The organism is Pseudobutyrivibrio sp. OR37, assembly GCF_900113655.1.
GTDB lineage: Bacteria > Bacillota > Clostridia > Lachnospirales > Lachnospiraceae > Pseudobutyrivibrio.
Genome location: NZ_FOQF01000019.1, coordinates 1 through 25,791, shown reverse-complemented (window position 1 = coordinate 25,791; position 25,791 = coordinate 1). Strand labels below are relative to the sequence as shown.

Annotated in this window: 22 protein-coding genes; all 22 read left to right on the top strand. The window is 34.6% G+C overall.

What is annotated here, in order from left to right:
• Positions 1-9: 9 nt before the first annotated feature.
• Positions 10-957: a glycosyltransferase family 2 protein gene (locus tag BM097_RS10010; RefSeq protein WP_090548885.1), complete on the top strand. Its 948-nt coding sequence runs from the start codon at positions 10-12 to the stop codon at positions 955-957.
• Between the two features lie 16 nt (positions 958-973).
• Positions 974-1,867 (top strand): hypothetical protein, encoded by an 894-nt coding sequence (locus tag BM097_RS10005; protein WP_177197429.1) that lies wholly within the window; start codon positions 974-976, stop codon positions 1,865-1,867.
• A 59-nt stretch (positions 1,868-1,926) separates the two neighbouring features.
• A complete protein-coding gene (locus tag BM097_RS10000) occupies positions 1,927-3,453 on the top strand; it encodes an AMP-binding protein (RefSeq protein WP_090548881.1) in 1,527 nt (508 codons plus the stop codon).
• Entirely contained in the window at positions 3,443-3,670 is a 228-nt protein-coding gene (locus BM097_RS09995; protein ID WP_090548878.1) for an acyl carrier protein, read from the top strand. Before BM097_RS10000 ends, BM097_RS09995 begins: the two co-directional genes overlap by 11 nt.
• A complete protein-coding gene (locus BM097_RS09990) occupies positions 3,670-4,803 on the top strand; it encodes an alanine racemase (protein WP_090548876.1) in 1,134 nt (377 codons plus the stop codon). The genes BM097_RS09995 and BM097_RS09990 overlap by 1 nt, the downstream gene beginning before the upstream one ends.
• The gene (locus BM097_RS09985) at positions 4,763-7,045 is read left to right on the top strand and encodes a YfhO family protein (RefSeq protein ID WP_090548873.1); all 2,283 of its coding nucleotides are present in this window, start codon (positions 4,763-4,765) and stop codon (positions 7,043-7,045) included. Before BM097_RS09990 ends, BM097_RS09985 begins: the two co-directional genes overlap by 41 nt.
• Entirely contained in the window at positions 7,042-8,118 is a 1,077-nt protein-coding gene (locus BM097_RS09980) for a hypothetical protein (protein WP_090548870.1), read from the top strand. Before BM097_RS09985 ends, BM097_RS09980 begins: the two co-directional genes overlap by 4 nt.
• A gap of 13 nt (positions 8,119-8,131) precedes the next feature.
• The gene (gene dltA, locus BM097_RS09975) at positions 8,132-9,661 is read left to right on the top strand and encodes a D-alanine--poly(phosphoribitol) ligase subunit DltA (RefSeq protein ID WP_090548868.1); all 1,530 of its coding nucleotides are present in this window, start codon (positions 8,132-8,134) and stop codon (positions 9,659-9,661) included.
• Positions 9,662-9,670: 9 nt separating this feature from the next.
• Positions 9,671-9,901: a D-alanine--poly(phosphoribitol) ligase subunit DltC gene (gene dltC / locus BM097_RS09970; RefSeq protein WP_090548865.1), complete on the top strand. Its 231-nt coding sequence runs from the start codon at positions 9,671-9,673 to the stop codon at positions 9,899-9,901.
• A gap of 1 nt (position 9,902) precedes the next feature.
• Positions 9,903-10,847, top strand: coding sequence for an AAC(3) family N-acetyltransferase (locus tag BM097_RS09965; protein ID WP_090548862.1), 945 nt, complete (start codon positions 9,903-9,905; stop codon positions 10,845-10,847).
• A 3-nt stretch (positions 10,848-10,850) separates the two neighbouring features.
• A complete protein-coding gene (locus BM097_RS09960) occupies positions 10,851-12,062 on the top strand; it encodes a glycosyltransferase (protein ID WP_090548859.1) in 1,212 nt (403 codons plus the stop codon).
• A 16-nt stretch (positions 12,063-12,078) separates the two neighbouring features.
• The gene (locus BM097_RS09955) at positions 12,079-13,554 is read left to right on the top strand and encodes a DUF6056 family protein (RefSeq protein ID WP_090548856.1); all 1,476 of its coding nucleotides are present in this window, start codon (positions 12,079-12,081) and stop codon (positions 13,552-13,554) included.
• Positions 13,555-13,568: 14 nt separating this feature from the next.
• Entirely contained in the window at positions 13,569-15,533 is a 1,965-nt protein-coding gene (locus tag BM097_RS09950; RefSeq protein ID WP_090548853.1) for a hypothetical protein, read from the top strand.
• A gap of 23 nt (positions 15,534-15,556) precedes the next feature.
• The gene (locus BM097_RS09945) at positions 15,557-17,023 is read left to right on the top strand and encodes a glycosyltransferase family 39 protein (RefSeq protein WP_090548850.1); all 1,467 of its coding nucleotides are present in this window, start codon (positions 15,557-15,559) and stop codon (positions 17,021-17,023) included.
• Positions 17,024-17,262: 239 nt separating this feature from the next.
• Positions 17,263-18,486, top strand: a complete 1,224-nt coding sequence (locus tag BM097_RS09940) for a hypothetical protein (RefSeq protein WP_090548847.1) — start codon at positions 17,263-17,265, stop codon at positions 18,484-18,486.
• A gap of 64 nt (positions 18,487-18,550) precedes the next feature.
• Positions 18,551-19,699, top strand: coding sequence for a glycosyltransferase (locus tag BM097_RS09935; RefSeq protein WP_090548844.1), 1,149 nt, complete (start codon positions 18,551-18,553; stop codon positions 19,697-19,699).
• Positions 19,700-19,726: 27 nt separating this feature from the next.
• Positions 19,727-20,893 carry a polysaccharide pyruvyl transferase family protein gene (locus BM097_RS09930; RefSeq protein ID WP_090548840.1) on the top strand — a complete coding sequence of 389 codons (1,167 nt, stop codon included), beginning with the start codon at positions 19,727-19,729 and terminating at the stop codon, positions 20,891-20,893.
• Between the two features lie 5 nt (positions 20,894-20,898).
• Positions 20,899-22,449: a lipopolysaccharide biosynthesis protein gene (locus tag BM097_RS09925; protein WP_090548837.1), complete on the top strand. Its 1,551-nt coding sequence runs from the start codon at positions 20,899-20,901 to the stop codon at positions 22,447-22,449.
• Positions 22,439-23,413 carry a glycosyltransferase family 2 protein gene (locus BM097_RS09920; RefSeq protein ID WP_090548834.1) on the top strand — a complete coding sequence of 325 codons (975 nt, stop codon included), beginning with the start codon at positions 22,439-22,441 and terminating at the stop codon, positions 23,411-23,413. Before BM097_RS09925 ends, BM097_RS09920 begins: the two co-directional genes overlap by 11 nt.
• Before the next feature lie 21 nt (positions 23,414-23,434).
• On the top strand, positions 23,435-24,268 hold the full coding sequence (locus BM097_RS09915; protein WP_090548832.1) for a hypothetical protein: 834 nt from the start codon (positions 23,435-23,437) through the stop codon (positions 24,266-24,268).
• 10 nt (positions 24,269-24,278) lie between these two features.
• Entirely contained in the window at positions 24,279-25,427 is a 1,149-nt protein-coding gene (locus BM097_RS09910) for a Coenzyme F420 hydrogenase/dehydrogenase, beta subunit C-terminal domain (RefSeq protein WP_090548829.1), read from the top strand.
• A 35-nt stretch (positions 25,428-25,462) separates the two neighbouring features.
• The coding region (locus tag BM097_RS09905) for a polysaccharide biosynthesis protein (protein ID WP_143084977.1) at positions 25,463-25,791 on the top strand (329 nt) is incomplete at its 3' end.

Genomic DNA, 25,791 nt, shown 5'->3' with positions numbered 1-25,791 from the left:
GTTAATTAAATGGGAAAGAAACTATTATCAATAATTGTACCAGCCTACAACGAGCAGGAGGCTGCACCAATTTTTTACGAAACTGTAAAAGGAATAGAATCACAGATGCCATCAGTAGATATAGAATATCTATTTATAGATGATGGTTCAAAGGATAACACCTTACAGGTATTGAGGGATTTGAACGCTAAGGATGAAAGAGTACATTATGTATCATTCTCTAGAAACTTTGGCAAAGAAGCTGGCATATTTGCCGGTCTTCAGAATGCCAAAGGAGATTATGTGGTAATAATGGATGCGGATTTGCAGGATCCACCAGCACTTCTTCCAGAAATGTTAGGTTATCTTGAAAGCGGAGAGTATCAGTGCGTGGCAACACGTCGTGTAGACAGAAAGGGCGAGCCACCAATTCGTTCATGGTTTGCTAGAAGATTTTACAAGCTTATGAATAAGATAAGTGATGCAGATATCGTGGATGGCGCCAGAGATTATCAGATGATGACAAGACGTGTAGTAAATGCAATACTTGACATGGGCGAGTATAATAGATTCAGCAAAGGTATATTTGGTTGGGTTGGCTTTAAGCGTAAATGGCTAGAGTTTGAAAATGTAGAGCGTGTAGCGGGCGAAACCAAGTGGTCCTTCTGGAAGCTGTTTATCTATGCATTAGATGGAATAGAGGCTTTTAGCACAGCGCCGCTTATGATAGCTTCGATACTAGGAACAATCATGTGCCTTGTTGCATTCATATTTATATTAATAATAATTGTTAGAACATTGGTATTTGGTGACCCAACAAGTGGTTGGCCATCAATGGTATGTATAATCCTTCTTGTGTCTGGCGTGCAGATGCTTTGCCTTGGAATTCAAGGGCAGTATCTTGCTAAAACATATTTGGAAACAAAATCACGTCCTAAATATTTAGTTCAGGAAGAGAAGCTTGGGGAAGATAAATAAGAAAAGAGGAATGACTATGTTGACTGCAGAAGAAAAAGCAAAATTCATAGAAACATTAAACGGAACATCCTATGTAGGTGAGCCTGTAGATAACACATTTATGTTTATCAAAAAACAGGTAGAATACCTTGCACCTAATTTGGAAGGGCATAAGGATTGTTTGGTTTTTGCAGAGGATAACATTACATTTTCTGATGAGATTATTGCAAACAACCATGTAATCTTTTGCGAGTATCCACAGTATGAATATTTCTTATTCGCTGTAGATTATCGAGATGTGAGAGCTCCACTTCCAGATTTCTTCGAGGAGGAAGGCTACTACATTACATCAGATTCTACAATCGGTGAGAATTGCACTATCTATCCTGGTTGCTTTATCGGTCCTAATGTACACATTGGTGATAATGCGCTTATCCTTCCAGGGGCAAAGATTAAGCATGCTACAATCGGTGACAATTTCATTTGTAACGAAAATGTAGTTATCGGTTGCAATTCATTTACAAAGGCTAAAGACCCTAACGGAGATTTAATTTCTATGCCTTCCCTTGGAAGAGTAGTAATTGGAAATAATGTAGAGATTGGTGCCTGTGATGTTATCGAGCTTGCTACATGTGGCGAAACAGTAATCGGTGATAATGTTAAGCTTGATAACCTGGTAAGTATCGGCCACGAATCCATCCTTCACAAAAATGTTTGTATGGCAGCACAGGCCACACTTGCTGGTTTCGTAGAGGTTGGCGAGCGCACATTCATCGGTGTCGGCGCCAACGTAAAGAACCGAATCACTATCGGAAAAGACGTAACCGTAGGCATGGGCTCCGTAGTAGGCCGTGCCGTAAAAGACGGCGAGACAGTATTCGGAAATCTTGCAAAGCCAATCCCAATTTTGAAAAAATCATTCCAGAAATAAAAAGGAAAGGCTTCTCCCTCTGGGAGAAGCTGTCAGCGCAGCTGACTGATGAGGGCAAAATGAAAAACATATTAGAATGGCTAGAATCTAGCACAACCAACAATCCAAACAAAACAGTATATTCAAACATAAACTACGGCCTGACCTTTTCTGAAGTTAGCAACATCGCTAAATCACTAGGAAGCGGCATCATCGCCATGAACCTTCCAGCAGGCCCTATCGCAGTCATCATGGATAAGGAACCAAAGATGATTGCAAGCTATTTAGGAGTTGCATACTCAGGTCGTATCTATGCACCAGTAGATGTAACACTTCCTATCAAAAGATTAGAAGCAATCTTAGGAAACCTTGAGCCAGTAGCAGTAGTAACTAGCGAAACACTTACAGAAAAGGTTAGCGACATACTAAATCAGGTGGGTAAGTCTGAGGTTAAGCTTCTTACTGTAGATGAATTGGAAAAATCCCCAGTGCAGCAGGATAGGCTGGATGCTGTAAGAAATGAAATGACAGAGCTTGATCCTCTTTATATCATATATACATCTGGTTCATCAGGTGTGCCAAAGGGTGTAATTGCCAGCCATAGAAACGTAATGTGCTACATCAGATCATACGTTAAGGTGATGGGCATTACAGCTGATGATATTTTGGGCAATCAGTCACCACTTGATTACATAGCAGCGATTCGTGATATATATATTCCACTTTTGACAGGCGCATCATCTTTCCTTACACCAAAGGAATATTTCATGCAGCCTGGTAAGCTGTTTGGTGCCATGAATGATGCAGGCGTTACATCCATCGGCTGGACATCATCATCCATGACATTGCTTCAAACACTTCATGCTTTCAAAAATGATAGTGTGCCTAACATCAAAAAGGTATGCTTTTCAGGGTCAGTCATGACAAAGCCAGTACTCAAATACTGGATGGATAACATGCCAGGAGCACTGTTCGTTAACCAGTATGGTCCAACAGAAGCTACCGCTTCATGTACCTACTATGTGGTTGATGACCATACATTTGATTATGATTCAGTGCCTATCGGTAAGGCTTATGATGATTACAAAATTTACCTTATTACAGACGATGGTAAGGCTGCAGCAGATGGTGAGCTTGGAGAAATCTGCGTAACAGGCCCTACCCTAGCACTTGGCTATTATGGCAATCTTGAAAAGACAAACCAGGATTTTGTACAGAATCCTATCAATAATAAATACCGTGAGCTTATCTATAAAACAGGAGACATAGGAAAGCTTCTCCCTGACGGAAATCTGGAATTCCACGGAAGAAAAGACCGCCAGATTAAGCACATGGGACATAGAATCGAGCTTGACGAAATCGAGGCAGCAGTTAGCACAGTAGAGCACGTGGGAGAGAATGTTGCATTTTATGATGCAAATAATGAGGTTCTTGTGCTATACTATGTGGGCGAGGCGACCGTGAAGGATATTTCTATCGCTCTTAGAAAGACTCTTCCAGGCTTTATGATACCTAGAAAGATGTTTGCAGTAGATGCCTTACCAAAGTTGCCTAATAGTAAAATCGATTTAAAAGAGCTTGAAAGGATGTATAGAAATGAAAAATAAAGTTCTTGCAATTTTAGAGGGCGTAAGACCTGATATTGATTACGCTTCAGAAGATAATTTAGTAGATGGTGGCGTTTTAGAGTCATTTGATATCGTAGCTATCATTTCACAGTTTGAGTCAGAGTTTAACATAGAGGTAGAGCCACAGTATCTTACAGCAGCTCACTTTAATTCATTAGATGCTATGGTTTCACTTGTGGAGCTGCTTAGCAAATAATGATTAATACACCAGCATACATTTTTAATTTGGATATTTTGCAGGAACGAGTGGATAGAATCAAATCCCTCGTCCCTGATATTGAGTTAACCTTTTCTATCAAGGCTAACCCTTTTTTGGTGCCATACATTATTGATATGGTGCGCCATGTAGAAGTCTGTAGCCCAGGCGAGCTTGCCATTTGTAAGGCAGATTCCATCCCAGCATCTAAGATTATCTATTCTGGTCTTTTAAAGGAAGAATGGGATATCACAGAAGCTATCGAATACAGGGTAGATATTATCACAGCAGAAAGCCCTAGACAGCTTAAGCTTATCGAAAAGGTATGTGCTGCCGCAGATAAAAAGGCTAAGGTACTTCTTCGCCTTACCAGTGGTAATCAGTTTGGTATGGATGAAGAGACTCTCATGGATTTAGTTAATAACATAGCTGATTATCCCCATGTAGACCTTGCAGGAATTCATTATTTCTCAGGCACACAGAAGGTTCGCGAGGCTAAATTTGAAGCAGACAGAAATAATCTGTATTCATTGTTTGATGCCTACAAGAATGCCACAGGCAGTATGCCAGCATTTTTGGAATTCGGTCCAGGTGCAGGTGTAGAATATTTTGATGGTCCTTCAGATGATAAAGATTTTGCTAATTTCGAAACAGCACTTCCTCTTATTAAGGATTTAGAAAAGGATGTTCACCTTGGTATCGAAATGGGACGTTTCATTGCCAGTCCTTGTGGTAGATTCGAAACTACAGTTAAGGAAATTAAAAAGTCAAAGGGCATCAATTATGTGCTAGTGGATGGTGGTATACATCATTTGAACTACTATGGGCAGATTCAAGGGATGAAGATACCTGAGATTTCAGTTAGTGATGTAAGAAATGGCAGTGATAAATACTGCATCGTTGGTAGCTTATGTACTACAGCTGATGTTCTGGTTCGCGAGGTAGAATTATCCACACTTGCAGAAGGCGATGTTCTTACATTTAATAGATGTGGTGCATATTCAGTTACAGAAGCACCAAACCTGTTCCTATCAAGACGTATGCCTTGCATCTATGTAGAAGGCAAGGATTTAGGATTAAAACAGCTTAGAGATGGATTGGAGTCATACCGATTTAATGATGGACAGAATTAAACTATTCATAAAAAAGGATTATATGAAATCCTTCTTCATATGCTTTATTATAGCTTTTCTCTCTTTTTTACCATTCGTAATTAAGGGGGAAGGCTTTTTTGTGTTAACAAACGATTTTAATGACCAGCAGATTCCTTTTACAATAGGTCTTCACAATGCACTTTTAGATAGTGGCATCAGTGGCTTCAGCTGGGACATAGATCTTGGCACTTCCACTATGGACGGCTTCAGCTTTTACGAATTAGGAAGCCCATTTTTCTGGTTAAGCATGCTGTTTCCAGCCAATGCATTTCCATATATAGTAGCATGGCTATTCATGCTTAAATTTTCTTTTGCAGGATTAATATCTTGCCTGTATTTGCGTAGGTTTGTAAAGGATAGCAAATGGGCTATACTTGGCTCGGTGCTTTATGCCTTTTCAGGCTTTTCTTTGGTTAACCTTGTTTTCTATCATTTTCATGATGCAATCTGTTTCTTCCCATTACTGCTTATTGGGTTGGAAAGATTGAAGGAAAAGAAGGATTATCCATTCTTCATTTTCACTGTATTTTTAAATTGTATAATCAACTATTTCTTCTTTGTAGGAGAGGTGGTTTTCCTTGTAATATATTATCTTTGCAGATTTGGCCGCAAGGATATAAAGGGCATGTTGGTGGATGCGGTTAAGTGTGTGCTGTGCGGCATCTTAGGTGTTGGAATGGCTGCCTTTGTGTTCATACCAAATATCATCTTTATATCAGGCAATCCACGTACAGGCCAGTTTGGTGGAATTCTTTCAATGCTTAGGACATCACTTCCAGAATATATGTATATTCTTAAGACATTGTTGCTTCCAGCAGATCCAATGACTAGTATTAGTGCTGTTTATACTACAAGATTTTCAAGCCATGGCTTCTATCTACCAATGATTGGCCTTGTGCTTGTAATAGCTTATGTTGTTCGAAAAAAAGACTGGCTTTCAAAGCTAATAGTTTATCTGGCTGTAGCAAGCTTTATTCCGCTTCTAAGTGATTTGTTCTACATGTACAGTGCAGCTCAGATGCGCTGGTGGTATATGTTTACCCTTATGGCAGCTTTAGCTTCAGTGCGTATGCTGGAGGAGCCGGATGTAAAATCAATTAAGCTTGGAACAGGCATATATATTTCTCTTATCGCTGCATTTGTTATCGTAATCAATGTATTAAATAGATTAAATGTGCAGGGATTAGATTGGATATCAAATCCAAAGCGCTTTTATACATACGTGGTATTAACTGTTATTGGTGCTCTTGTGACCTGTAGAATTGCCACTGGTGAACAGATTAAGTGGAAGGCTGTGACCTTTAATGTGACCATTTTTGCACTTGGTATTATGTTTGCAACAATGTTTGTCTATAAAACTTGTGACTGGATGGGATATCAGGCGTACAAGCAGCGTTATCAGGTGGCTACACAGCTAGAGCTTCCTAGCAATCAGTATCGACTAAACGATACTATGAATTTGATTAGCATGACAGCCCATGTGGCAGGTTTTACAAATCAATCATCCACAGATACTAATAGCATACGTGATTTTGAGGCATTGTTTGATTATTATGCAGAAGTAGTTGGAATGCCTAAAAATGATGTGCCTGGTGTTGCTGAATTATTGGCAGGTAAGTATTATTTTGCTTTTGAGCAGGTACCTGGATTATGCGTGGCTGAATACGATACAGATATGGGAAAAGTCTATTTAATGGAGCGCGAAGCTTGCCCAATAGGCTTTGCAGTAGATTCCTATATTACTAAGGATGACTTGATGAGCATGGACTTGAATCAGCGCGGTATCGCACTTTTAGACAGCGCAGTACTTGATGCTGATAGTCTTACAAAAGAAATAAAGGCTGATTTACCAAGATGTGCTCCAGCAGATATAGATTTAGACAAATCAATTTCTGATTATGTAAACGAACACCTTGATGGTGCAGTACTTGGATTTAATAAGGATGGACATGGCATGAGCTGTGTTACAGCTTACGATAAGGATACCTATGTATATTTCAGTGTTCCTTATGATGCAGGCTGGTCAGCTTATGCTGACGACAAGCAGTTAGATATAATTGAATCGGGCGGTATGATGATGGTGAAGGTACCAGCTGGAGAGCATACTGTAAGGTTTGATTACTATACACCTGGATTGAAGGTGGGATTGGTGATTAGCGGTATCTGTATTCTCATCTTCCTTGTTTTTACATTTTATAAGCAAAATGGTAAAATGAAATGAATATTGTTTCAAAGAATAAATTAATATGTTATTCAAATGAATATTATCTTTTTAGCAAGGGCCCAAAGCTGTACCTTGCTAAAAGTGTTGATGGAAAACAAAGTATACTTGGTGTACTTCCAGTAGGTAATGCTAAGGCTGTTTTAGGTTCAATGCGACTATTTGCCAGAGCACTTAGATTAGAGCCTAGATGCGGAATATTTGTTGATGAAAGCCATGCACTAGTGTCATACCATGGGGCTATTTATCATGTAGATTGTAGCACTGGTGAAATCACATTGGAGCACGCATATAGGCCACAGATGAATAATCCACTATGCTTCACAAAGCTTGAGGGTATTGAGGGCTTCGCAGATGGTATTTACTACGGCGAATATTACTTGAACCATGAAAATAAAGAAGTGAATATCTTCAGAAGAAATGATGAAGCTGGAAGCTGGAAGATTGTTTATACCTTCGAGGCAGGTAGCATATATCATATCCACGGCATCATACCTTGCAAAAGCCGAAACAGTGTATTTATCTTAACAGGAGATAAGGACAGTGAATCAGGCATATATGAGTGCAAAGATGATTTTAAACAGGTTGTACCTGTTGTAACTGGTAAGCAGGCATATAGAGCATGTGTGGCACTTCCAGTGGCGGATGGGCTTTTATATACTACGGACACACCGCTAGAGGATAATTATCTGTATCATTTAAGCTTTGATACAAAGGAAATCACACCAATGATTCCTATAGCAGGACCATGCATATATGGTAAGGTTGTTTCTGATAATGAAATGGTATTTTCAACATCAGTCGAGCCAGACAGCAGAATAACAGGAATAAGATATCAATTCACCAGAAAGCTTGGCCCGGGTGTAAAAGATAGATACACTCACCTATATTATGTAAAGGCTGATGCTACAGGCATCACCGCTGATGAGATATTTAAAGCTAAGAAGGATATTCTTCCAATGGGAGCTGGTCAGTTTGGTACATTAATGTTTCCGGCAGGAGCTGGTAAGCTTTTGGTAACAGGCCAAGCAGTTCGTAAATACGATAATAAAACATTTTCTATAGATTTATAAGAGAGTGACAATTATGGAATTACTAAAGAGATTAGAAAACTATTCAAAAACAGAAGCAGAGGTTGTGGCATTTAAGAATGCATTCACAGATGAGACCATTACTTACAGTGAGCTTTGGAGCTATTCAGATAAGATAGCAAAGCACATTAATGAAACTGTGGAATGTGATAAAAAGCCAGTAGTTGTTTATGGTCATAAATCACCACTTATGCTTGCAGCATTTTTGGCATGTGTAAAGACAGGCCATCCTTATTGCCCAGTAGATATTTCAATGCCACAGGAACGTCTTAAGGATATAGTAGAGGCTTCCGAGACAAAGCTTCTTATTGCAATGGTAGATACAGAGGTTACAGCTGTAAATAAATGGAATAAATCAGAGGTTGATACCATGGTATCTGAGGATGCGGTAGAGCTTCCAAAGGATAACTATGTAAGTGGAAGTGATGTATATTACATCATCTTTACATCAGGAAGTACTGGTAAGCCAAAGGGCGTAATGATTACAGCAGATTGCCTTGATAATTATCTGGACTGGATGGAGCAGATAATGAATCGCAGCACAGATAAGAAGCAACTTACTTATCTTAATCAGGCTCCATTTTCATTTGACCTTTCAGTGATGGATACATACACATCACTTTACACAGGCGGTACTATTTGGTCTATGGAAAAGCGCGTGCAGGAGGATATGGGCCTTATGCACTCTAAGCTTAAAGAAAGCGGATTAAATGTTTGGGTGTCTACTCCTTCTTTTATGAATGTATGTCTCCTTAACAAGGAGTTTAACGGTGAGAATCTTCCAGATTTCACAACATTCTTATTCTGTGGAGAGGTACTTACAAACAAGACAGCAAGGGAGCTTATGAAGCGTTTCCCTAATGCAGAGGTTATTAACACCTATGGCCCTACAGAATCCACAGTTGCTGTTACAGAAGTAGTTATAAATGATGAAATGGCCGGCTCGGAACATCCACTTTCTATTGGATACGACAAGCCAGGAACAAAGATTTTCATCATGGATGATAAATATACATACCCAGGCAAGCCAGAGGGTGAAAAGGGCGAAATAGTTATTGCTGGAAACACTGTTGCAGCAGGTTATTTGAACCAGCCAGAGCTTACTGCAGATAAGTTCTTCAAGCTATCTACACCAGATGGCGAGATGTGGGCTTACAAGACTGGCGATGAGGGCTACAAGGAAAAAGAGCTCCTTTATTATTGCGGCAGAATGGATTTTCAGATTAAGCTGAACGGTTATCGTATTGAGCTTGGAGACATTGAAAGCAACATCCTAGAAATGGATGATGTAACCTACTGCGTAGTTCTTCCAATTGAAAAGCGTGGAGAAGTAAAGGGACTGGCAGCTTTCGTAACACTTGATCATCCTGTTGAGGATGAATTCGAGTATTCACAGAGTGTCAGAAAATATATTGCTGAAAAGCTCCCACACTACATGGTGCCAAAGAAATGCATTGTGCTAGATGAAATGCCTATGACAAATAATGGTAAGGCTGATAGAAGAGCGTTGAAGGAAATGCTATAGGAGATAAACATGGAACAGAAGATTTTAGATTTAATTTACGAAGTTTGCGATGACAAAATTATTTACACCAAGAAGGATGTAAATATGTTTGATACTGGACTTTTAGAGTCTATGGATTTTATCGAGCTTCTCATGAGCATTGAGGAAGAGTTCGATATTGAAATTCCACCAGAAGATATTAAGAAGGACGAGATGGCTACACCAAACAAGCTCGTAGCATTTGTAGAGGCTAGATTGTAATATGGAGCTTTCATTGTTAGAAAAGTATGGTTTTATTGAAGTAGGTTCAAGAATCATACTTAACAATTGTACAAAACTTAAAAAGATGGCTAAGAAGCTGAGAGCTAATAGCAATAAGTCTAGTGAGGTGCCAGAGACAAAAGATATTAACCCACAGCTTGCTAAGGATTATTTTGCAAGGCTTGATAGCGTTCTTGTTAAGGATGATGTAGTTCTCATCCATTCATCTATGGATGGCTTAGAGGCTATTGGAATCACTGCAGAAGCCTTTATGGTATTTATGAAGCAACAGGTTGCGGATAAACAGGTTACATTTGTATTACCATGTTTTCCTATCACTAATCTAAAGCCACCTACAGCTAAAAGCAGACCATACGATCCAAAGAAAACCTTGTGTTGGACAGGAATGCTACCAAACATGTTTATAGGAGATGCTGATGTAATACGCACTAGCTTCCCATATAATTCCTTGGCTGCCATGGGACCTAAGGCAGCAGAAATGATGTCGAAGGATACTGAGCAGGTAGGAGTTTATGATAAAAATAGTGCATGGCAGTATCTGCTAGATCAGGATGCAAAGATATTGTTTGTAGGCGTTAAGGCAAGTGGTAGCAATACCATGGGTATACATGCACTGTGCGAATTTATGGGTGACGAGTGGCCAGTTATGGATTGGTACGAACAGCGCACCTATAAGGTTAGAATAGATGGTGAGGTTACAGAAAAGACTATCAGCGTGCAGGCAGACCATTGGTATCAGTACTGCATGGAAGAACGTACATCAGGCCGATTAAAGGAAGCAGGCGTACTTGAAGAGGATGATAAGCTAGGCTGTAACCTAGGCGTGATTAATAGCTCTAAGGAAATGATAAGCGTGCTAAAGACACTGTGCAAGCAGGGTAAGCTTATGTACATGATTCCTAAAAAATATCTTAGAAAGAGATAGAAAATGAAACTTGTGCTTATAAATGCAGAAAGTGGTAAAGGCGGCGGCCCTGCCACTATCTGTGATGATATATATGCTAATTTCGTATCAGCCAGTGATGAGAATGAAGCGTTGGTGTGCTACGGAAGACAGTGCAACGAAAACACAGATGTAAATAGATATAAGATTGGTAGCAAGTGGGATTTGGTTTGGCATTTCATGCTGACCAGGCTATTTGATGCCCATGGCTTAGGCTCTAAAATGGCTACCAGAAAGCTTGTTAACAAGCTTAAAGAATACAAGCCAGATGTGGTGAATCTTCACAACATTCACGGCTATTATTTAAATTACGAAATATTATTTAATTATCTGAAAGAGGCTGACATTCCAGTGGTATGGACACTACACGATTGTTGGCCTTTTACAGGGCATTGTGCTTATTTTGATTTGGCCGGCTGTGATAAATGGCAGAGCCATTGTGAGCATTGCCCTCAAAAGAAATCATACCCAGCATCTAGCTTGTTAGATAGGTCTAGTGCTAACTTTGATAAGAAGAAGGCTCTGTTTGCCGGAATCAGCAAGAACCTGACAATTGTTACTCCATCTGCATGGCTGGGAGAGCTAGTAAAGCAGTCATTCCTAAAGGATTGCAGAGTGGAAGTCATTAATAATGGAATAGATTTGAATGTGTTCAAGCCTGATAAGGGACGCTTCAAGGAAAGCTATGGCCTGGAAGGAAAAAAGGTTGTCTTGGCACTTGCGTCAGAATGGACAGTGCGAAAGGGCTTTGAAGATATTAAATATATAGGCACTCATCTGCCTGAGGATTACAAGCTGGTTATCGTGGGCTTGCAGGAAGAGCAAGTGGCGGAAGTACCTGAAGAAATCGTTGCCATTACTCGTACCGATAACGTGCAGCAGCTTGTGCAGATTTATTCAGAGGCAGATGTATTTGTAAATGCTTCTGTGGAGGACAATTTTCCTACAGTTATCTTAGAGGCATTGGCCTGTGGCACACCTGTGGTTACTTATGATACAGGTGGATGCAGGGAAGAAATAGACGAAAGCTGCGGAGTGCTTGTGAACAAGTACGATAAAGAAGGTCTTATTGCTGGAATTACAAGACTGGGAGCTAAGGATGAAGCAAAAGTGAATGCCTGCGTGCAGAAGGCTAATGGTTTTGAAAAAAAGGCTATGTATGATAGGTATAATGACCTGTTTGAGAAAATATATTAGGAGATAATACAGATAGATGGGCCTAAAAGGAAAACTAGATGGAAAGAGTATTAACATAATATTGGGATTTTGCTATGTACTATTGATACTTCCTATGGCATATAGCATGTATAATTCAGTTCCAGCATGTGATGATTTTTCATTTGGAAGCAAGACAATTTCGAATAATGTATTATTCAATGCTATTGGCTATGCTGTATGGAACTGGAAGAATCATAGTGGAAGATGGCTTACATTTTTCTTGCAGAACTTGATAAATCCATTGAATATACAAAGACATATGGGTAGATTTTATGGTATTTGCGATATTGTTGTATTCTTACTAGTTTTTGCACTGATGCTTTATTCTTTTAGAATTATCCTTGGAAAAGTGCTAGAACTAAACGATAGACAGGTAAAGATAGTTACGTTTTTGATTATAGCAGTGCTATTTACCACATATTATTATTCAGAAGCATACAATTGGTACATTGGTTCAACGGCGTATACCGTTCCATTTGCATTGTTAATGCTTACTATCGCATTTACGATACGTTATGAGGAAACACTTGATAGAAAGTTTTATATTGGACTTATCCTTGCAGGATTGATTCCTGCGACCAATGAATTTATGGATGTGCCAATAGGCGTATTATATTTATATGTGGTTTTTGTTCTTTATAGATTAGACTTAAAGGACCAAAAGAAACTTATAAACAGATTAATGCCATTGATAGTGTTTGTTATCGGTGGAATATCTTGCGTGTTTGCACCGGGTAATTTTTCAAGACAGGATTCTTATGATGTACAGCCTAGCGCGTTGATGTCAGCGAAACAGATAGTGATAGATATTATTGTAAGACTTAAGGACATGTTAGCACGTCATCCGTTAGCAATAATTATTTTTGTTTGTCTTGTTCTATTCGGAATTAAAGCAGGTAAAATGGCTGGCAAAAACAATATTATTGTTACTGCAATCTTAACTTTTATAGTTGTTTTTGGAGCAGTGTTCCCATACGTATATGGACGAGCAATGACTACTACATATCTAGATGTTAGAATGCAATATCTTTTTGATTACATAATAATGATTGGAATATCTATAGGATGTGTACGTTTTGGACGATTAATAGCGCCTAAGTGTGCAAGCATTCTTGAAGGTAATAAACAGTTTATTGTATACGGAATTTTTGGAGTGCTATCAATAATTGCACTCCTGCATAATAATAATTATTCAAAGATAGTACAGATAGATATTGTTGATAAACGCCAGCTTATAGCAGAAAGCTATGATTATTGGAATGGTATTATTTTAGAAATAGAAAATTCTAAAGAAGATGATGTGGTTATTACTAGAGAATCAGAACCAGCTTGGTCTCCATATTTCTTGTATGTAGGATTAGTGGAAGAAGATGTTTATAATCTACCATTAGATGAAATTTTTTCAAACGATATAATCATGCCTAATGTATATTACAAAAAAGCTTCGATAAGATATGTTATAGAGGAATAAAAGGGAGACATTTGATGTTAAAAAGAATTAAAGATAGTGGAAAGCTAAATATAGTTTTATTTGTTACAGCCCTAATCTGCTATCTAGCAGTAATCTTTACGGCACTTACATATGGAAGAGTAACGATAAACTCAGACGTTGCGCTGGTATATCGTTTTTATCATGCAATAGTAAATGCTAAAAGCATATATCCTACATCATGGAATGCAGTAAATGGTGAAATCTATGCATTTACCAGAGTTCCTGTGAATGTACTAATGCTTGCTATTCTAAAGGATAAGGTACTGGCTATCGTTATCTCAAACTGTATTGTATTTACTTTATCAATAGCTTCGGTTATATGGTTTGCAAAAAAGTTTTTTAATAACAATTTTTGGCTAGTTTTTATACCATTATTCAGTGTTTTCTTGTGCGGTAAAGAAGCACGCATGATGATATTTCTACATGGTGCATACTGTGGATTCATAATAATATTCACATTTGTTTTAGGAATGTTTTGGCTGGATGTTATTAATAGAAAGACTACACTATTCCATACAGCCATTCACAGTGTGATTTTCTTTTTGATGATACTTGGTGGCAAACGTCATATTGCAGAATACTTATTGCCTACTATAGCGACACTTTTTATTTATTTTGTAATAATTAACCGAGACCGAAATAATATAGTTGCCGTGGTAAGAGATAGCATATTAAAGCTAGTTATACCAGCAGCATTAGGATATTTGTTATACAAAGTTGTTTGTAGCACACATAATATGAATTTCGGTGGTAACAGTAATCCTACATTAAGCTTTGGCATGAGCCATATCATAGGAAATTTGAAAATATACTTTTCGAATTTGTTTATTATATTTGGTTATGGTTCAGACAGATCTGGGCTTGCTAATATAGTGTGCATTTTGGTATGTGTTGCTGTATGTCTATTGATTCCTGTACTTCAGGCTGTGGAGTATAAAAGCATGAAGGAAGCAGAAAAAGTATTTTTTACTTTTATGCTTATGCATAATGCGGAGATGCTCCTTGCTACAGTATTAGGTGATTTGCTTCAGGTTAGATATTTATTAAGCACATCATTTTTGTTGGTAATTGTTTCTGCAAACTATATTTACAAAAAAATAGTTTCAGTCAAGATGATACAGGTTCAGATAGCCTGCGCATGTTGTTTCTTGATACTTTCAGGTCTTTATTGTAAAAACCTTTTAAAGATTACAACTAATTGGCAGGAAAAGTATGAAGCGCAGAAATCTATCGGCGCAGAGCTGGTGTCACATGGCGTGACAAAAGGTTATGCTACTTTTTGGCTTGGATATCCAAATGAAGTTTATTCTGATGGAAAGCTTACATTTGGAGGAGTAGACATTGCAGAAGCATCTTTCATGAAACAGTACTCGAACTGTGATAACAGCTGCTATGAATATAAGGATGGAAAGTGCTGTGTATTATTAACAGATTCAGAGGTTGAGTATTTGGTTAGCGTGGCAGGAGGAGATTTTATATCAACATTTGCTACTAAGCCAATTGATACTTTTGTAATATCTAATCCATATTTCGATGAATTATATGGAACGGAAAACATATTGGTATATGTATTTGCGGAAGACATATGCGATAGACTTACGGATGGATTGAAAGATGGTGTATTAAGCCCTAGAGAGATGTTCTATAATTATGTTGGAAGCCGTAGCGATGATAGTATTGTTCTTTCACAAGGTGGCGTGATCCATGGACCTTATAAAAAGATAGCTCCAGGAAAGTATACAGTAGTTTACAATGGTAGAAATCTAGGAGATTGTGGCGTAGATGTAAAATCAGAAATATCTCCAGATAGTATAGAGTACAATATTATTTCTCAGGATGATAATAAGATTGAGTTGGAAGTGGAAATTGCAAACTATGTTGAAGATATTCAGTTTTATTTAGTTAATGATAATGCTGAGTCGGTGGAGTTCGATAGGATTGATATTGATTTTGAATAAATATTGAGGACATAGTAGAGTAGATGAGAATTATAAAAAAGTTTCCAAGAATAATAGCTGCAATATATGCAATCGTTTTATTTTATGTAAATTTTATAAGGATTTTTGATGAAGCTCTTTGGCTAGATGAAGCCTTCACAGGTAACATTATAAAGCAGAATATACCAGGCTTATTACAAACTACTGCCAATGACGTGCATCCTCCTCTGTATTACTTAATTACAAAGGCATTTTGTGCCGTTGTAGGGGAGCATGGTTGGTCACTTCATTTAGTTTCGATTGTTCCGCTGGCAGTGTTGCTAGTATTTTCATTAACAGTAATTTGGGATAAATTTGGAGCAGAAGCTGCTTTAATAGTAATGACCTTTACATCTATTTCGGATGCAGCATTACGTTTTAATGTAGAAATACGTATGTATTCATGGGCTGCAATGTTGGTATTTTTCAGCTATTATTGTTTTTACAATATTATGATTGAAAATAGAATAAGGGATTGGTTACTATTTTCTGTATTTTCACTTGCAGCAGCATATACACACTACTATGCTCTTATAGCTGTAGCATTCTTTTATGCGTTCTTGTTTTTTAGGTGTGTCTTAAAGAGAAAAGACATAAAAAGGATATTGATAATAATACTAGTAGCCATAGTAGTTTATTTACCATGGTTAATTGTTCTTATAAATAGCTTAACAGCGCGAATCAATAATTATTGGATATCAGAGAATTCTACGTTTAGTGATTGTTTCAATTTTATAGTGTCATACAAGTTCACACTTGGAATATGGTTGATAATGATTACGATGTTAGTTATTGCTATTTTATATGAAGTAAGAATTCTTCAATGGGAAAAGGATGAGGATATCAGTGTACCATATATAGCAGGCTATCATCTACTGATTTCAAAAAAGCCAGAGATGTCTGTATTAGTACCATTTATAGCAGCAGGACTGATTAGTGTGGTTGGCACAATGGCGGTAGGAATAGGTATTTCAGCGTTGTTAAGCCCATTCTTTGTAACACGGTATATTTATGTAGTATGTCCAGTGGCATGGTTAGTGCTTGGGGTGGCCTTTTCAAGAATGAAATTAGGTCATGTATGGGTCGCAATTTTTTTGGTGTATAGTATTGTTTCTTTTATTCCTTCTTACAAAGCAATTTATTATGAAGATTTAGATATATCTAATCGCACTAATATGGTACGAGGCATCGTTGCTAATATGGATGAAGATGATGTTATTATTACTGATTTCGAAGATTTGACCATGCCTAATTATTACTTCAGCGGGAAAAAATATGAAGTAGTGTTGGACATAAATGAATTAAAAATACCTGATGATGGAAAAAATTATTGGTTACTTGTTGGCGATGCTTGGAGCTATGATGATATTGCTGGGAAACTTGCAGAGCAGGGAATTGGATGCGAAACTATATTAGACTATGGCTTGCTGGGACATACTAAAATACTAGGATATAGATGCATTAGACAATAATTAGGAAACAGCATTGGCAATTAATGATGTGCTTTAAAGAAATACGAGGGCAAAATAGTATTAGTTGAAATTAATTATGATAAGGATGTTAATGTTAATGCTGAAGGAAATAAGCATCATGTTTGTAAGATAGAAAAAGTATAGAATTATAAATCATTTTGAAGTTATTAAATTATTGTATGGTATAAATGATAGATGCACATTCATAAAAAGTATAGATATTATTAATGGAGATTAGAATGCAAGAAAAACTAGAAGCACTGCATAAATTATTATATTCGGAAAAGTCGAAGCAATATATGTTCTTAGCACTGTGCACAACTGTGTTTGTGTACGGATTTATGTATAGAATTATTGATTTGAGAACAACATTTTGGTGTTCAATTCCTTTTGTTTTATATCATATATTTGAAGATATAAAAAAGAATCCTTTTGATATTAGTTTTATATTAATCAGTACGGCAACCCTTATAATTGCAAATATTGCTTATATGCGCGAACCGTGGTTGAATATGATGTGGAGTGATGTGAGACTGGTATTTGTTTTACCAATGATATATTTGCTTGGAAATGCAAGTGTCGGAAACGATAGGAGAAAATATGCTGTTAGAACATGTTGGGGAATAACAGCATTGAACTTTGGAATGTTTTTTCAGGCAATATTAGATCATATAAATAAATTTTTTGAGCCTCGAACAGATAGAACTTGGTATTCGTTTTGGAAAGACGATTATGAAGTTAGTACGGTTTTTGATATTGGATTTATTATAATGGTTTCGTCTCTATATTATGCATTTAAGGAACGAAAGAAAAGAAAATATCTTTATAGAATAACTATTATAAACGTTATTTTGTGTATTGTTTTTTCATTGGAGTCAGGTGGAAGAACAACGGTATTTATGTGCGCTGTTATGTTATTAGTTCTTGGTGGTGCCGATGTCATTTACAGTTTTCCTAATTATTCTGCACAAGCAAAAAAGAGAATTGTAATCATATTAAGTATTATTTTAATAATAGCATTAGTAGGAATCCTTATGTTTACTTCAAATATATTGGGAATACATGATTTATATATGAATTCTTTTTTAGGCAGAGATGGTGGAATATTACATAATGTGAGAATTCAAATTGCTATACAAAGTTTAAGGGATGCTATTAATGTACCACAAGGTGGCTGGTATGGGAGTGAATTATTACGCGGAGGTGGTTCTCATAACACTTGGCTGGAATTTGCTAGAAGATATAACACATTTGTGTTTGTTATAATGATACTTTATATTTGTTTTACGCTGATTAATTGTGCAAAGCAGATTTTTAGCAAGGATAATATAAAATATCTTGTGTTAGGGGCAGTTATATCAATGTTAATATATATGAATATGGAGCCAGTTGGCGCCAATCCTTCATATTATTATGTTATATTTTTTATTTTTGTTAGCGGAATAATAAATAAAATGTGCTAATTGTTTGATTATTAACAATTTATAAAGAAAGGTGCATGGTTGTTTAATCATGTAGATGAGATAAGTGAAAAAAGTATTAATAATAATCCCTCATTTTTTCCCTGGTTTTAAAATAGGAGGTCCACAAAGGACTATTGAAAATGTAGTTGATTATTATGGTGAAGAGGCATCAATTTACATATATACTAAAAATCATGATATGGGTGAAAAAAAGGTCTATGAGGGTATAGAGACTAAAATCTGGTTGCCTTATAAGAATGCAAAAGTTATGTATATGCCTGATAGTGAATATTATGGCCCAATGTTTTACAAATTATATAAAGAATTTAATATTATATATTCATGTAGTCTGTTTGCAAATAATTCAATACTATTATTATTACTTAATAAAGGCAGATTATTTAATAGAAATAATAAGCAGATATTTATTGCACCTATGGGAGTACTTGAAGAAGGTGCATTTTCTTCAAAAAGTATTAAGAAAAAAGTATTTCTATATCTTTTTGCAGTAGGAGGTTTTTTCAAAAATGTAATATGGTCATTTAGTTCTGAAAATGAAAAGATTGGATTTACAAATAAAGTAGGTGCAAAATATCTCAAAAATTATATTATAGCAGAGGATTTACCTAGGAAAATTGATTTTAAAGTACAAAGAAAAAACATTGCTAGATTATATCAAAAAAGTAATAGTATTGTCTTTTTATCAAGGATATGTGAGCATAAGAATCTTTTAAAATGCATAGAAGTTTTAATGCTAATAGATGAAAATGTAAATTTTGATATTTACGGTGTTGTTGAGGATAAAGATTATTGGAAATTGTGTGAAGATAAAATAGCTGAGTTGCCAAATAATATTAAGGTTAGATACTGTGGTCAACCTCAACCTTTTGAAATAATAGATATTTTTTCAAAATATGATATCTTTATGTTTCCTACAAAAGGTGAGAATTATGGACATGTTGTATTTGAAGCATTGGCTTCTGGGTGCATACCAGTTATTTCAAACAAGACTCCTTGGAGCGATATAGAACAATATCATTGTGGAAAAATAGTTGATTTAGATGATAATGAGCAGTTTAGGAAAAGCATTAAGTATTATATGAATATGAGTGATGAACAATTACTAGTTACAAAGAAAATGGCGTTAGATTATGCAGAGAAAAAAATGATAGATGCAATTGCTTGTAGTGGATATGAGAATATTTTTAAATAAATATATTTTTAGAAAAGGAATAATATTATGAAAAAAGTTGGAATCACAACGCATTATACTAATTCATGTAATTATGGTGGTGTGTTACAAGCATATGCTCTTTGTACAGTGATAAATAATTTGGGTGAAGACGCAAAACAAATATGTTATGTGCCTAAAAATGAAAGCATGGTTAATAGAATTAATAGGGCATTTATTGAACATAGATTTGTACCAGTTCTAAAAAATCAGTGCATTTCAAGTATAAACAATTTGATTGGGAAGATAATTAATTCGGATAAAAAGATAGCTGTATTGAGAAAGTCATTTAATGAATTTAGATTCAGTATTCCCCATACAAATATAATCTATGATGAAAATACTATAGATGAATGTGATGATTTTGATATTTATATAACGGGAAGTGATCAAGTATGGAATTTAACATTGAATGATTATTATAAAAAATTCTATTGGTTAACTTTTGTAAAGAGTGGTATAAAAGCATCTTATGCAGCTAGCATTTCATCTAAAAACATTCCAAATAATTATAAGAATTTAATAAAAAAATGGCTTTACGATTATGATTATATTTCAGTAAGAGAAAAAAGTGATGTTAATAATTTAACCAATATTATCAATGATAAAAATATTGAATGGGTAATGGATCCAACATTATTATTGGAAACGGAGCAATGGGAAAAAATAGCTGAACCGAACTCTTATCAAAATGAAAAATATGTATTTTGTTATTTTTTAGGGAATAGTATTAGCGCAAGGAAAAGAATAAAATTATGGGCTCAAAATAATAATTATAAGATTATTACAATACCATATATGTTAGGTCAGTTTAGATGTTGTGATATGAATTTTGGTGATGAAAGACTATTTGATGTTTCGCCAGAACGATGGTTGGCATTGATCAGAGATGCTGATATAGTCTGTACAGATTCCTTTCATGCAGTAGTGTTCTCTTTGATATTTCATAAAAATTTTATTGTGTTTAGAAGAACATCTGATAGAAGTAAAGAGTCTATGAATGAAAGACTATATAGTTTACTAAATATGACAAACTGCGAAAATAGGATTGTAAGTAGAAATAATACTATTGACGAAATCGTGAATAGAAGAATACTTGATTATAATTATATAGACGAGAAAATAAAAAAGGAAAAAATAAAATCGATAAATTATTTAAAAAATATAATAGGGTAAGATAGATGGAAAAGAATTCTAGAATAGATAATTCACTTAAAAATATTAAAATTGCATATATAGCTCAAATTATAAATGTATTATTGTCATTTATTTCTAGAACTATTTTTATCAAATATCTTGGTATGGAATATTTGGGTATAAGTGGGCTGTTTTCTAATGTATTGGGAATACTTTCACTTGCAGAGCTTGGATTCGGTACCGCAATGAATTATACATTGTACAAACCAGTTTCTGAAAATGATTCTTATAAAATAGGGTTATTGCTAGATTTTTATCGAAAAACATATAGGAAAATCGCTATATTGGTATTTATGTTAGGAGTCGGTATAATTCCTATTTTACATTTGATAATTGAAGTGCCTAGTAATGTTGGAAATGTATATATATATTATTTTATATACTTATTAAATACTATTTTGTCCTACTTTGTTTCTTATCAGTTTTGTTTAACAAATGCTGAGCAAAAGGTATATATTAATACATTATTTGATATGGTTTTGTCTATAACTACAAATGTTGTTCAAATAGTGTGTATGATTATATATAAAAATTTTATATTTTATTTATTGATAGGTTTATTTCTACGTATCATACAAAAAATATGCATTCAAAGATATTTTAATGTACACTATCCATTTATTAAAGAAAAAAGAGCTGCTAAAATTCAGAAAGATGATTTAGATAGTATAAAAAAAAATGTGAAGGGGTTGGTATGGCATAAATTGGGAGAAGTGGCCATTCATCAGACTGACAACATAATAATAGCGGGTTTTTTGAGTATTATACAAATAGGTATTGTTGACAATTATAATATGATAATTAATGCTGTTAGTATGTTTGTAACTATTATTTTTAATAATATAACACCAAGTTTGGGGAATAAGGTTGCAGCAGATGGGAGAGAAGAGACACTAAAAATATATAAGGTATATGAATTATTAAATTATTGGATATATGGATTTTGTTCTTTAGCTTTATTATTTTTGTTTCAGCCGTTTATTAAGATTTGGATTGGCGGCGATAAATTAATTGATAGTTTTTCATTAATTTTGATATGTCTGAATTTTTATTTTTCCGGAAGGCGAATTTCATTTTTGAATTACAAAACAGTATATGGAGTATTTTATGATGATAAGTATGTTGTATTATTTTCTGCAACTTTAAATCTTATTATTTCAATTATTGCAGGAAAAATATTGGGATTGCCTGGTATTTATTTAGGAACATTGGTTTCGGGACTGTATCAATCTATTAGGAGACCTATAATTTCATATGAAAGAATTACAGGTGAATCAGTTAAAATATATTTTAGTTGTTTTATTAAAGATTTAGTCCGCTTGGCACCACCAATGATTGTAGTTTTGCTGTTAACAAATGTGTTAATACAAGACATCACATATATTAGATTTGTGATAATGGCAATTATCTATACAATAATGGTAAATATTTGGTTTTATTTGTGCTTGCAGCGTACTGATGAATTTAAATATATAAAGATTATATTAGTTACAAAACTGAAAACTATAAAGTTGGGAAGAGAAAATGGGAAATAATTTAGTTTCAATTTTGACACCTTGTTATAACGGGGCAAATTATGTGAAATATTATTTAGACTCAATATTAGCTCAAACTTATGATTATATTGAATTAATTTTTATTGATGATGCATCAACAGACAATACTTTTGAAATTGTAAAAGAATATGAAAAAAAATTTAATGTCCGTGGATACAAACTGATATATAAAAAACTTGAAAAAAATATGGGGCAAGCCGCTGCTATAAATGTGGCATTACATTGTTTTTCGGGCGATTATATGATGTGGATGGATGCAGACGATATATTTTTGCCAGAAGCTATCGAAAAAAAAGTAAACTATTTATGTGAAAATGAATCAATAGATTTTGTTTTAAATTGGGGCGTTATTGTTGATGAGAATAATAGAGATAAATCCATACGTTTATTAAAAAGAATGGAGAGAAACGACGACAATTTATTTAAAGATTTAATAGATAATAAAAATGTAGTATTTTGCCCTGGAACAATATTTGTAAAAACAAGTTCCTTAAAGAAAGCAATCCCTAACATGAATATCTACGAAAGTAGAGAGGGACAGAATTATCAATTAATGTTACCACTAGCATATAATTGTAAATATGGCTATATCGATGAGGTGCTTTTTAAATATGTATTAAGAAAGTCTAGTCATTCTCACTATCATAGAGATTTTAGTGCTATGAATGATAGAATAGATAACTTTGAAAAAATGATCTGTTTAACAATAGAGAATATTAGTGCAATGCCTCAAGAAGAAAAACAGTATTGGATTCAATATGTAAAAAAACAAACTATTTATAATAGATATGTGAATTCAATTGAATCAAAAAAATATATGAGCTACAGAGAATATAAAAAACAACTCCTGGATAGTGGATTTAAGTTGGGCTTTTTTGAAAAGTATTATACGTGGTATATATTCCGAATACAGCGATATATAAAAAGAAGAATTGGATTATAATTAATGGAAGGAATATAAAATATGTCAGATAAAAAAATAGCTATATTAATAAATACATGTGACGCGTTTGAAGATTGCTGGGATTTATTTTTTGCGGGCATTAGTAATTGTTGGAGTGATTGTAGTCTTCCAATATATTTAAATACACAATCTAGCACTTATTGTAATGAAAAAATCAAAGATTTGAAGGTTTTTACTTCTCCTGAATATAAGGAGAAAGATTGTTGGGGAAAGAGGCTAATAAACACTTTACAAAAAATAGATTCGCCATATGTAATAATGCTATTGGAAGATTTTGTTCTTTCTGCTCCTGTAAATTCGAATATAGATTTAGATGAGTTAGTTGAAGAGATGGAAAATGATAAAAGTATTGGTGTTATATACTTGCATCATCATCCTAGTACAAATGTAAATGAACCATGGAACCAAATATATGGTAAATTACCTCAAAAATGTGATTATAAACTTACCACACAGCCTGGTTTATGGCGAAAAGACTATTTGTTAGAGTGTATTAAAGGAATCGAAAATCCATGGGAATGGGAAGTGTATAGAAGTAAATATGCGTGGCACAGAAAAGAAAAAGAATATGCATTATTGAATAGTGAAAATAATTTTTTCCATTTTGCAGAAGGTGGAGTGATTGGTAAAGGCAAGTGGAGAAGAGAAGTAGTTGAATTAGCAAAAGAATACAATATTAATATCGATTTTCAAAAAAGAGGTTTTTTTGAATCAAAGAATCGAGGCGGAGATGTATATTCAATAAAAAAGAACTTTCCTAAGGATATTTTTAAAGCTGTTTTTTGGAGATTATTCTTTGATAGAATTTATAAAAGTTTGTATTTGAGAGTCTAAGGGTGTAGATATGTTGCTAGCTGAAGAGATAGAAAAATGTATTGGTTGTGGTGCTTGTTATAATATATGTCAAGCGAATTGTATTAAAATGATACAAGATGAAGAGGGATTTTTATACCCGCAAGTAGATGAGAAAAAATGTTTGGGTTGCTTGTTATGTGAGAAAAAATGTCCTGTTTTGAAGGATAACTTTGCGGTAAATGATATTAAGCAAGGTTATGCTGCGTATAATAAAAATAGTGTTATAAGATTGAATAGCTCATCCGGAGGCATATTTTCAGCCTTGGCTGAGTATATTATTTCACAAGGTGGAATAGTTGCTGGGGCAGCATTTTCAAAAGATTATAGAAGTGTTGAACATGTCTTGATTGACTCCAAAGATGAAATAGAAAGACTAATGGGTTCAAAATATATTCAAAGCGATATTAATGAAATATATAAAAAGATAAGTATTGCATTAAAAGAAGGAAAAATGGTTTATTTTTCTGGTACGCCTTGTCAAGTGGCTGGTTTGTATAGTTATTTGGATAAAAAATATGATAATTTATTCACGCAGGATATTATATGCCATGGAGTCCCTTCAAATTTGGTTTGGAATAACTATTTAGAAGATGTTGTGCCTAGTGTGGAAAAAGATATTAACTATATTTCTTTTAGGAATAAAAAATATGGTTGGAAATTTTTTAGTTTGATTATAAAGGGAAAGCTAGGTTTTATATATCAAAAAAAAGCATATAAAGATATATTTATGCGAGGTTATTTTGAAAATTTATTTTTAAGAAAAAGTTGTTATAATTGCAAATTTAAAGGGGAGAAACGACAAGCTGATATAACAGTAGGAGATTTTTGGGGAGTAGAAAATTTCTCACATAAAATGAATGATGATAAAGGAACGTCATTGATTGTAATTTATTCTGAAAAAGGTAAGGAATTATGGGATAGGGTAAGTAATAATTTTGAAAGTGAAGAAGTTGATGTAAGAGAAGCGTATAAATATAATACGGCAGCTTTAAAAAGTGTTTCAGAGAATGAGAAAAGAAAGCTGTTTTTTGATAATTTAGACAAAATGAAGTTCGAGCAAAATATAAAAATCAATACTAGTGGTGTGTTAAAAAAGGATTTAGTTTATATTGTTGAAACAATAAAAAGAATGATATGAAAGAGTAATATTTTTCGAATACGAGGTAAATAATTATGAATTGCGAATTATTTAAAGACAAAACACTTATGATTACAGGTGGTACAGGCTCATTCGGAAGCACTGTACTTAAACATTTCTTAGATTCAGATTTAAAAGAAATCCGAATTTTCTCACGTGATGAGAAGAAGCAGGATGATATGAGACATCAGCTTCAGGCTGAGCATCCAGACCTTGCAGGTAAGGTTAAATTTTACATTGGCGATGTTCGTAACATGCGTTCAGTTCAGGATGCTATGCCAGGCGTAGATTTCATCTTCCACGCAGCAGCACTTAAGCAGGTGCCTTCATGCGAATTCTTCCCAATGGAAGCTGTTCGTACAAA

Excerpts from the sequence above, each read along its gene's own strand:
- BM097_RS09990 (WP_090548876.1), top strand. The coding sequence starts at position 3,670 with ATGATTAATACACCAGCATACATTTTTAATTTGGATATTTTGCAGGAA.
- BM097_RS09950 (WP_090548853.1), top strand. The coding sequence starts at position 13,569 with ATGTTAAAAAGAATTAAAGATAGTGGAAAGCTAAATATAGTTTTATTT.
- BM097_RS10010 (WP_090548885.1), top strand. The coding sequence starts at position 10 with ATGGGAAAGAAACTATTATCAATAATTGTACCAGCCTACAACGAGCAG.
- BM097_RS09995 (WP_090548878.1), top strand. The coding sequence starts at position 3,443 with ATGAAAAATAAAGTTCTTGCAATTTTAGAGGGCGTAAGACCTGATATT.
- BM097_RS09940 (WP_090548847.1), top strand. The coding sequence starts at position 17,263 with ATGCAAGAAAAACTAGAAGCACTGCATAAATTATTATATTCGGAAAAG.
- BM097_RS09915 (WP_090548832.1), top strand. The coding sequence starts at position 23,435 with ATGTCAGATAAAAAAATAGCTATATTAATAAATACATGTGACGCGTTT.
- BM097_RS09910 (WP_090548829.1), top strand. The coding sequence starts at position 24,279 with ATGTTGCTAGCTGAAGAGATAGAAAAATGTATTGGTTGTGGTGCTTGT.
- BM097_RS09980 (WP_090548870.1), top strand. The coding sequence starts at position 7,042 with ATGAATATTGTTTCAAAGAATAAATTAATATGTTATTCAAATGAATAT.
- BM097_RS09955 (WP_090548856.1), top strand. The coding sequence starts at position 12,079 with ATGGGCCTAAAAGGAAAACTAGATGGAAAGAGTATTAACATAATATTG.
- BM097_RS09930 (WP_090548840.1), top strand. The coding sequence starts at position 19,727 with ATGAAAAAAGTTGGAATCACAACGCATTATACTAATTCATGTAATTAT.
- BM097_RS09925 (WP_090548837.1), top strand. The coding sequence starts at position 20,899 with ATGGAAAAGAATTCTAGAATAGATAATTCACTTAAAAATATTAAAATT.
- BM097_RS10005 (WP_177197429.1), top strand. The coding sequence starts at position 974 with ATGTTGACTGCAGAAGAAAAAGCAAAATTCATAGAAACATTAAACGGA.
- BM097_RS09920 (WP_090548834.1), top strand. The coding sequence starts at position 22,439 with ATGGGAAATAATTTAGTTTCAATTTTGACACCTTGTTATAACGGGGCA.
- dltC (WP_090548865.1), top strand. The coding sequence starts at position 9,671 with ATGGAACAGAAGATTTTAGATTTAATTTACGAAGTTTGCGATGACAAA.
- BM097_RS09985 (WP_090548873.1), top strand. The coding sequence starts at position 4,763 with ATGGATTGGAGTCATACCGATTTAATGATGGACAGAATTAAACTATTC.
- BM097_RS10000 (WP_090548881.1), top strand. The coding sequence starts at position 1,927 with ATGAAAAACATATTAGAATGGCTAGAATCTAGCACAACCAACAATCCA.
- dltA (WP_090548868.1), top strand. The coding sequence starts at position 8,132 with ATGGAATTACTAAAGAGATTAGAAAACTATTCAAAAACAGAAGCAGAG.
- BM097_RS09960 (WP_090548859.1), top strand. The coding sequence starts at position 10,851 with ATGAAACTTGTGCTTATAAATGCAGAAAGTGGTAAAGGCGGCGGCCCT.
- BM097_RS09965 (WP_090548862.1), top strand. The coding sequence starts at position 9,903 with ATGGAGCTTTCATTGTTAGAAAAGTATGGTTTTATTGAAGTAGGTTCA.
- BM097_RS09945 (WP_090548850.1), top strand. The coding sequence starts at position 15,557 with ATGAGAATTATAAAAAAGTTTCCAAGAATAATAGCTGCAATATATGCA.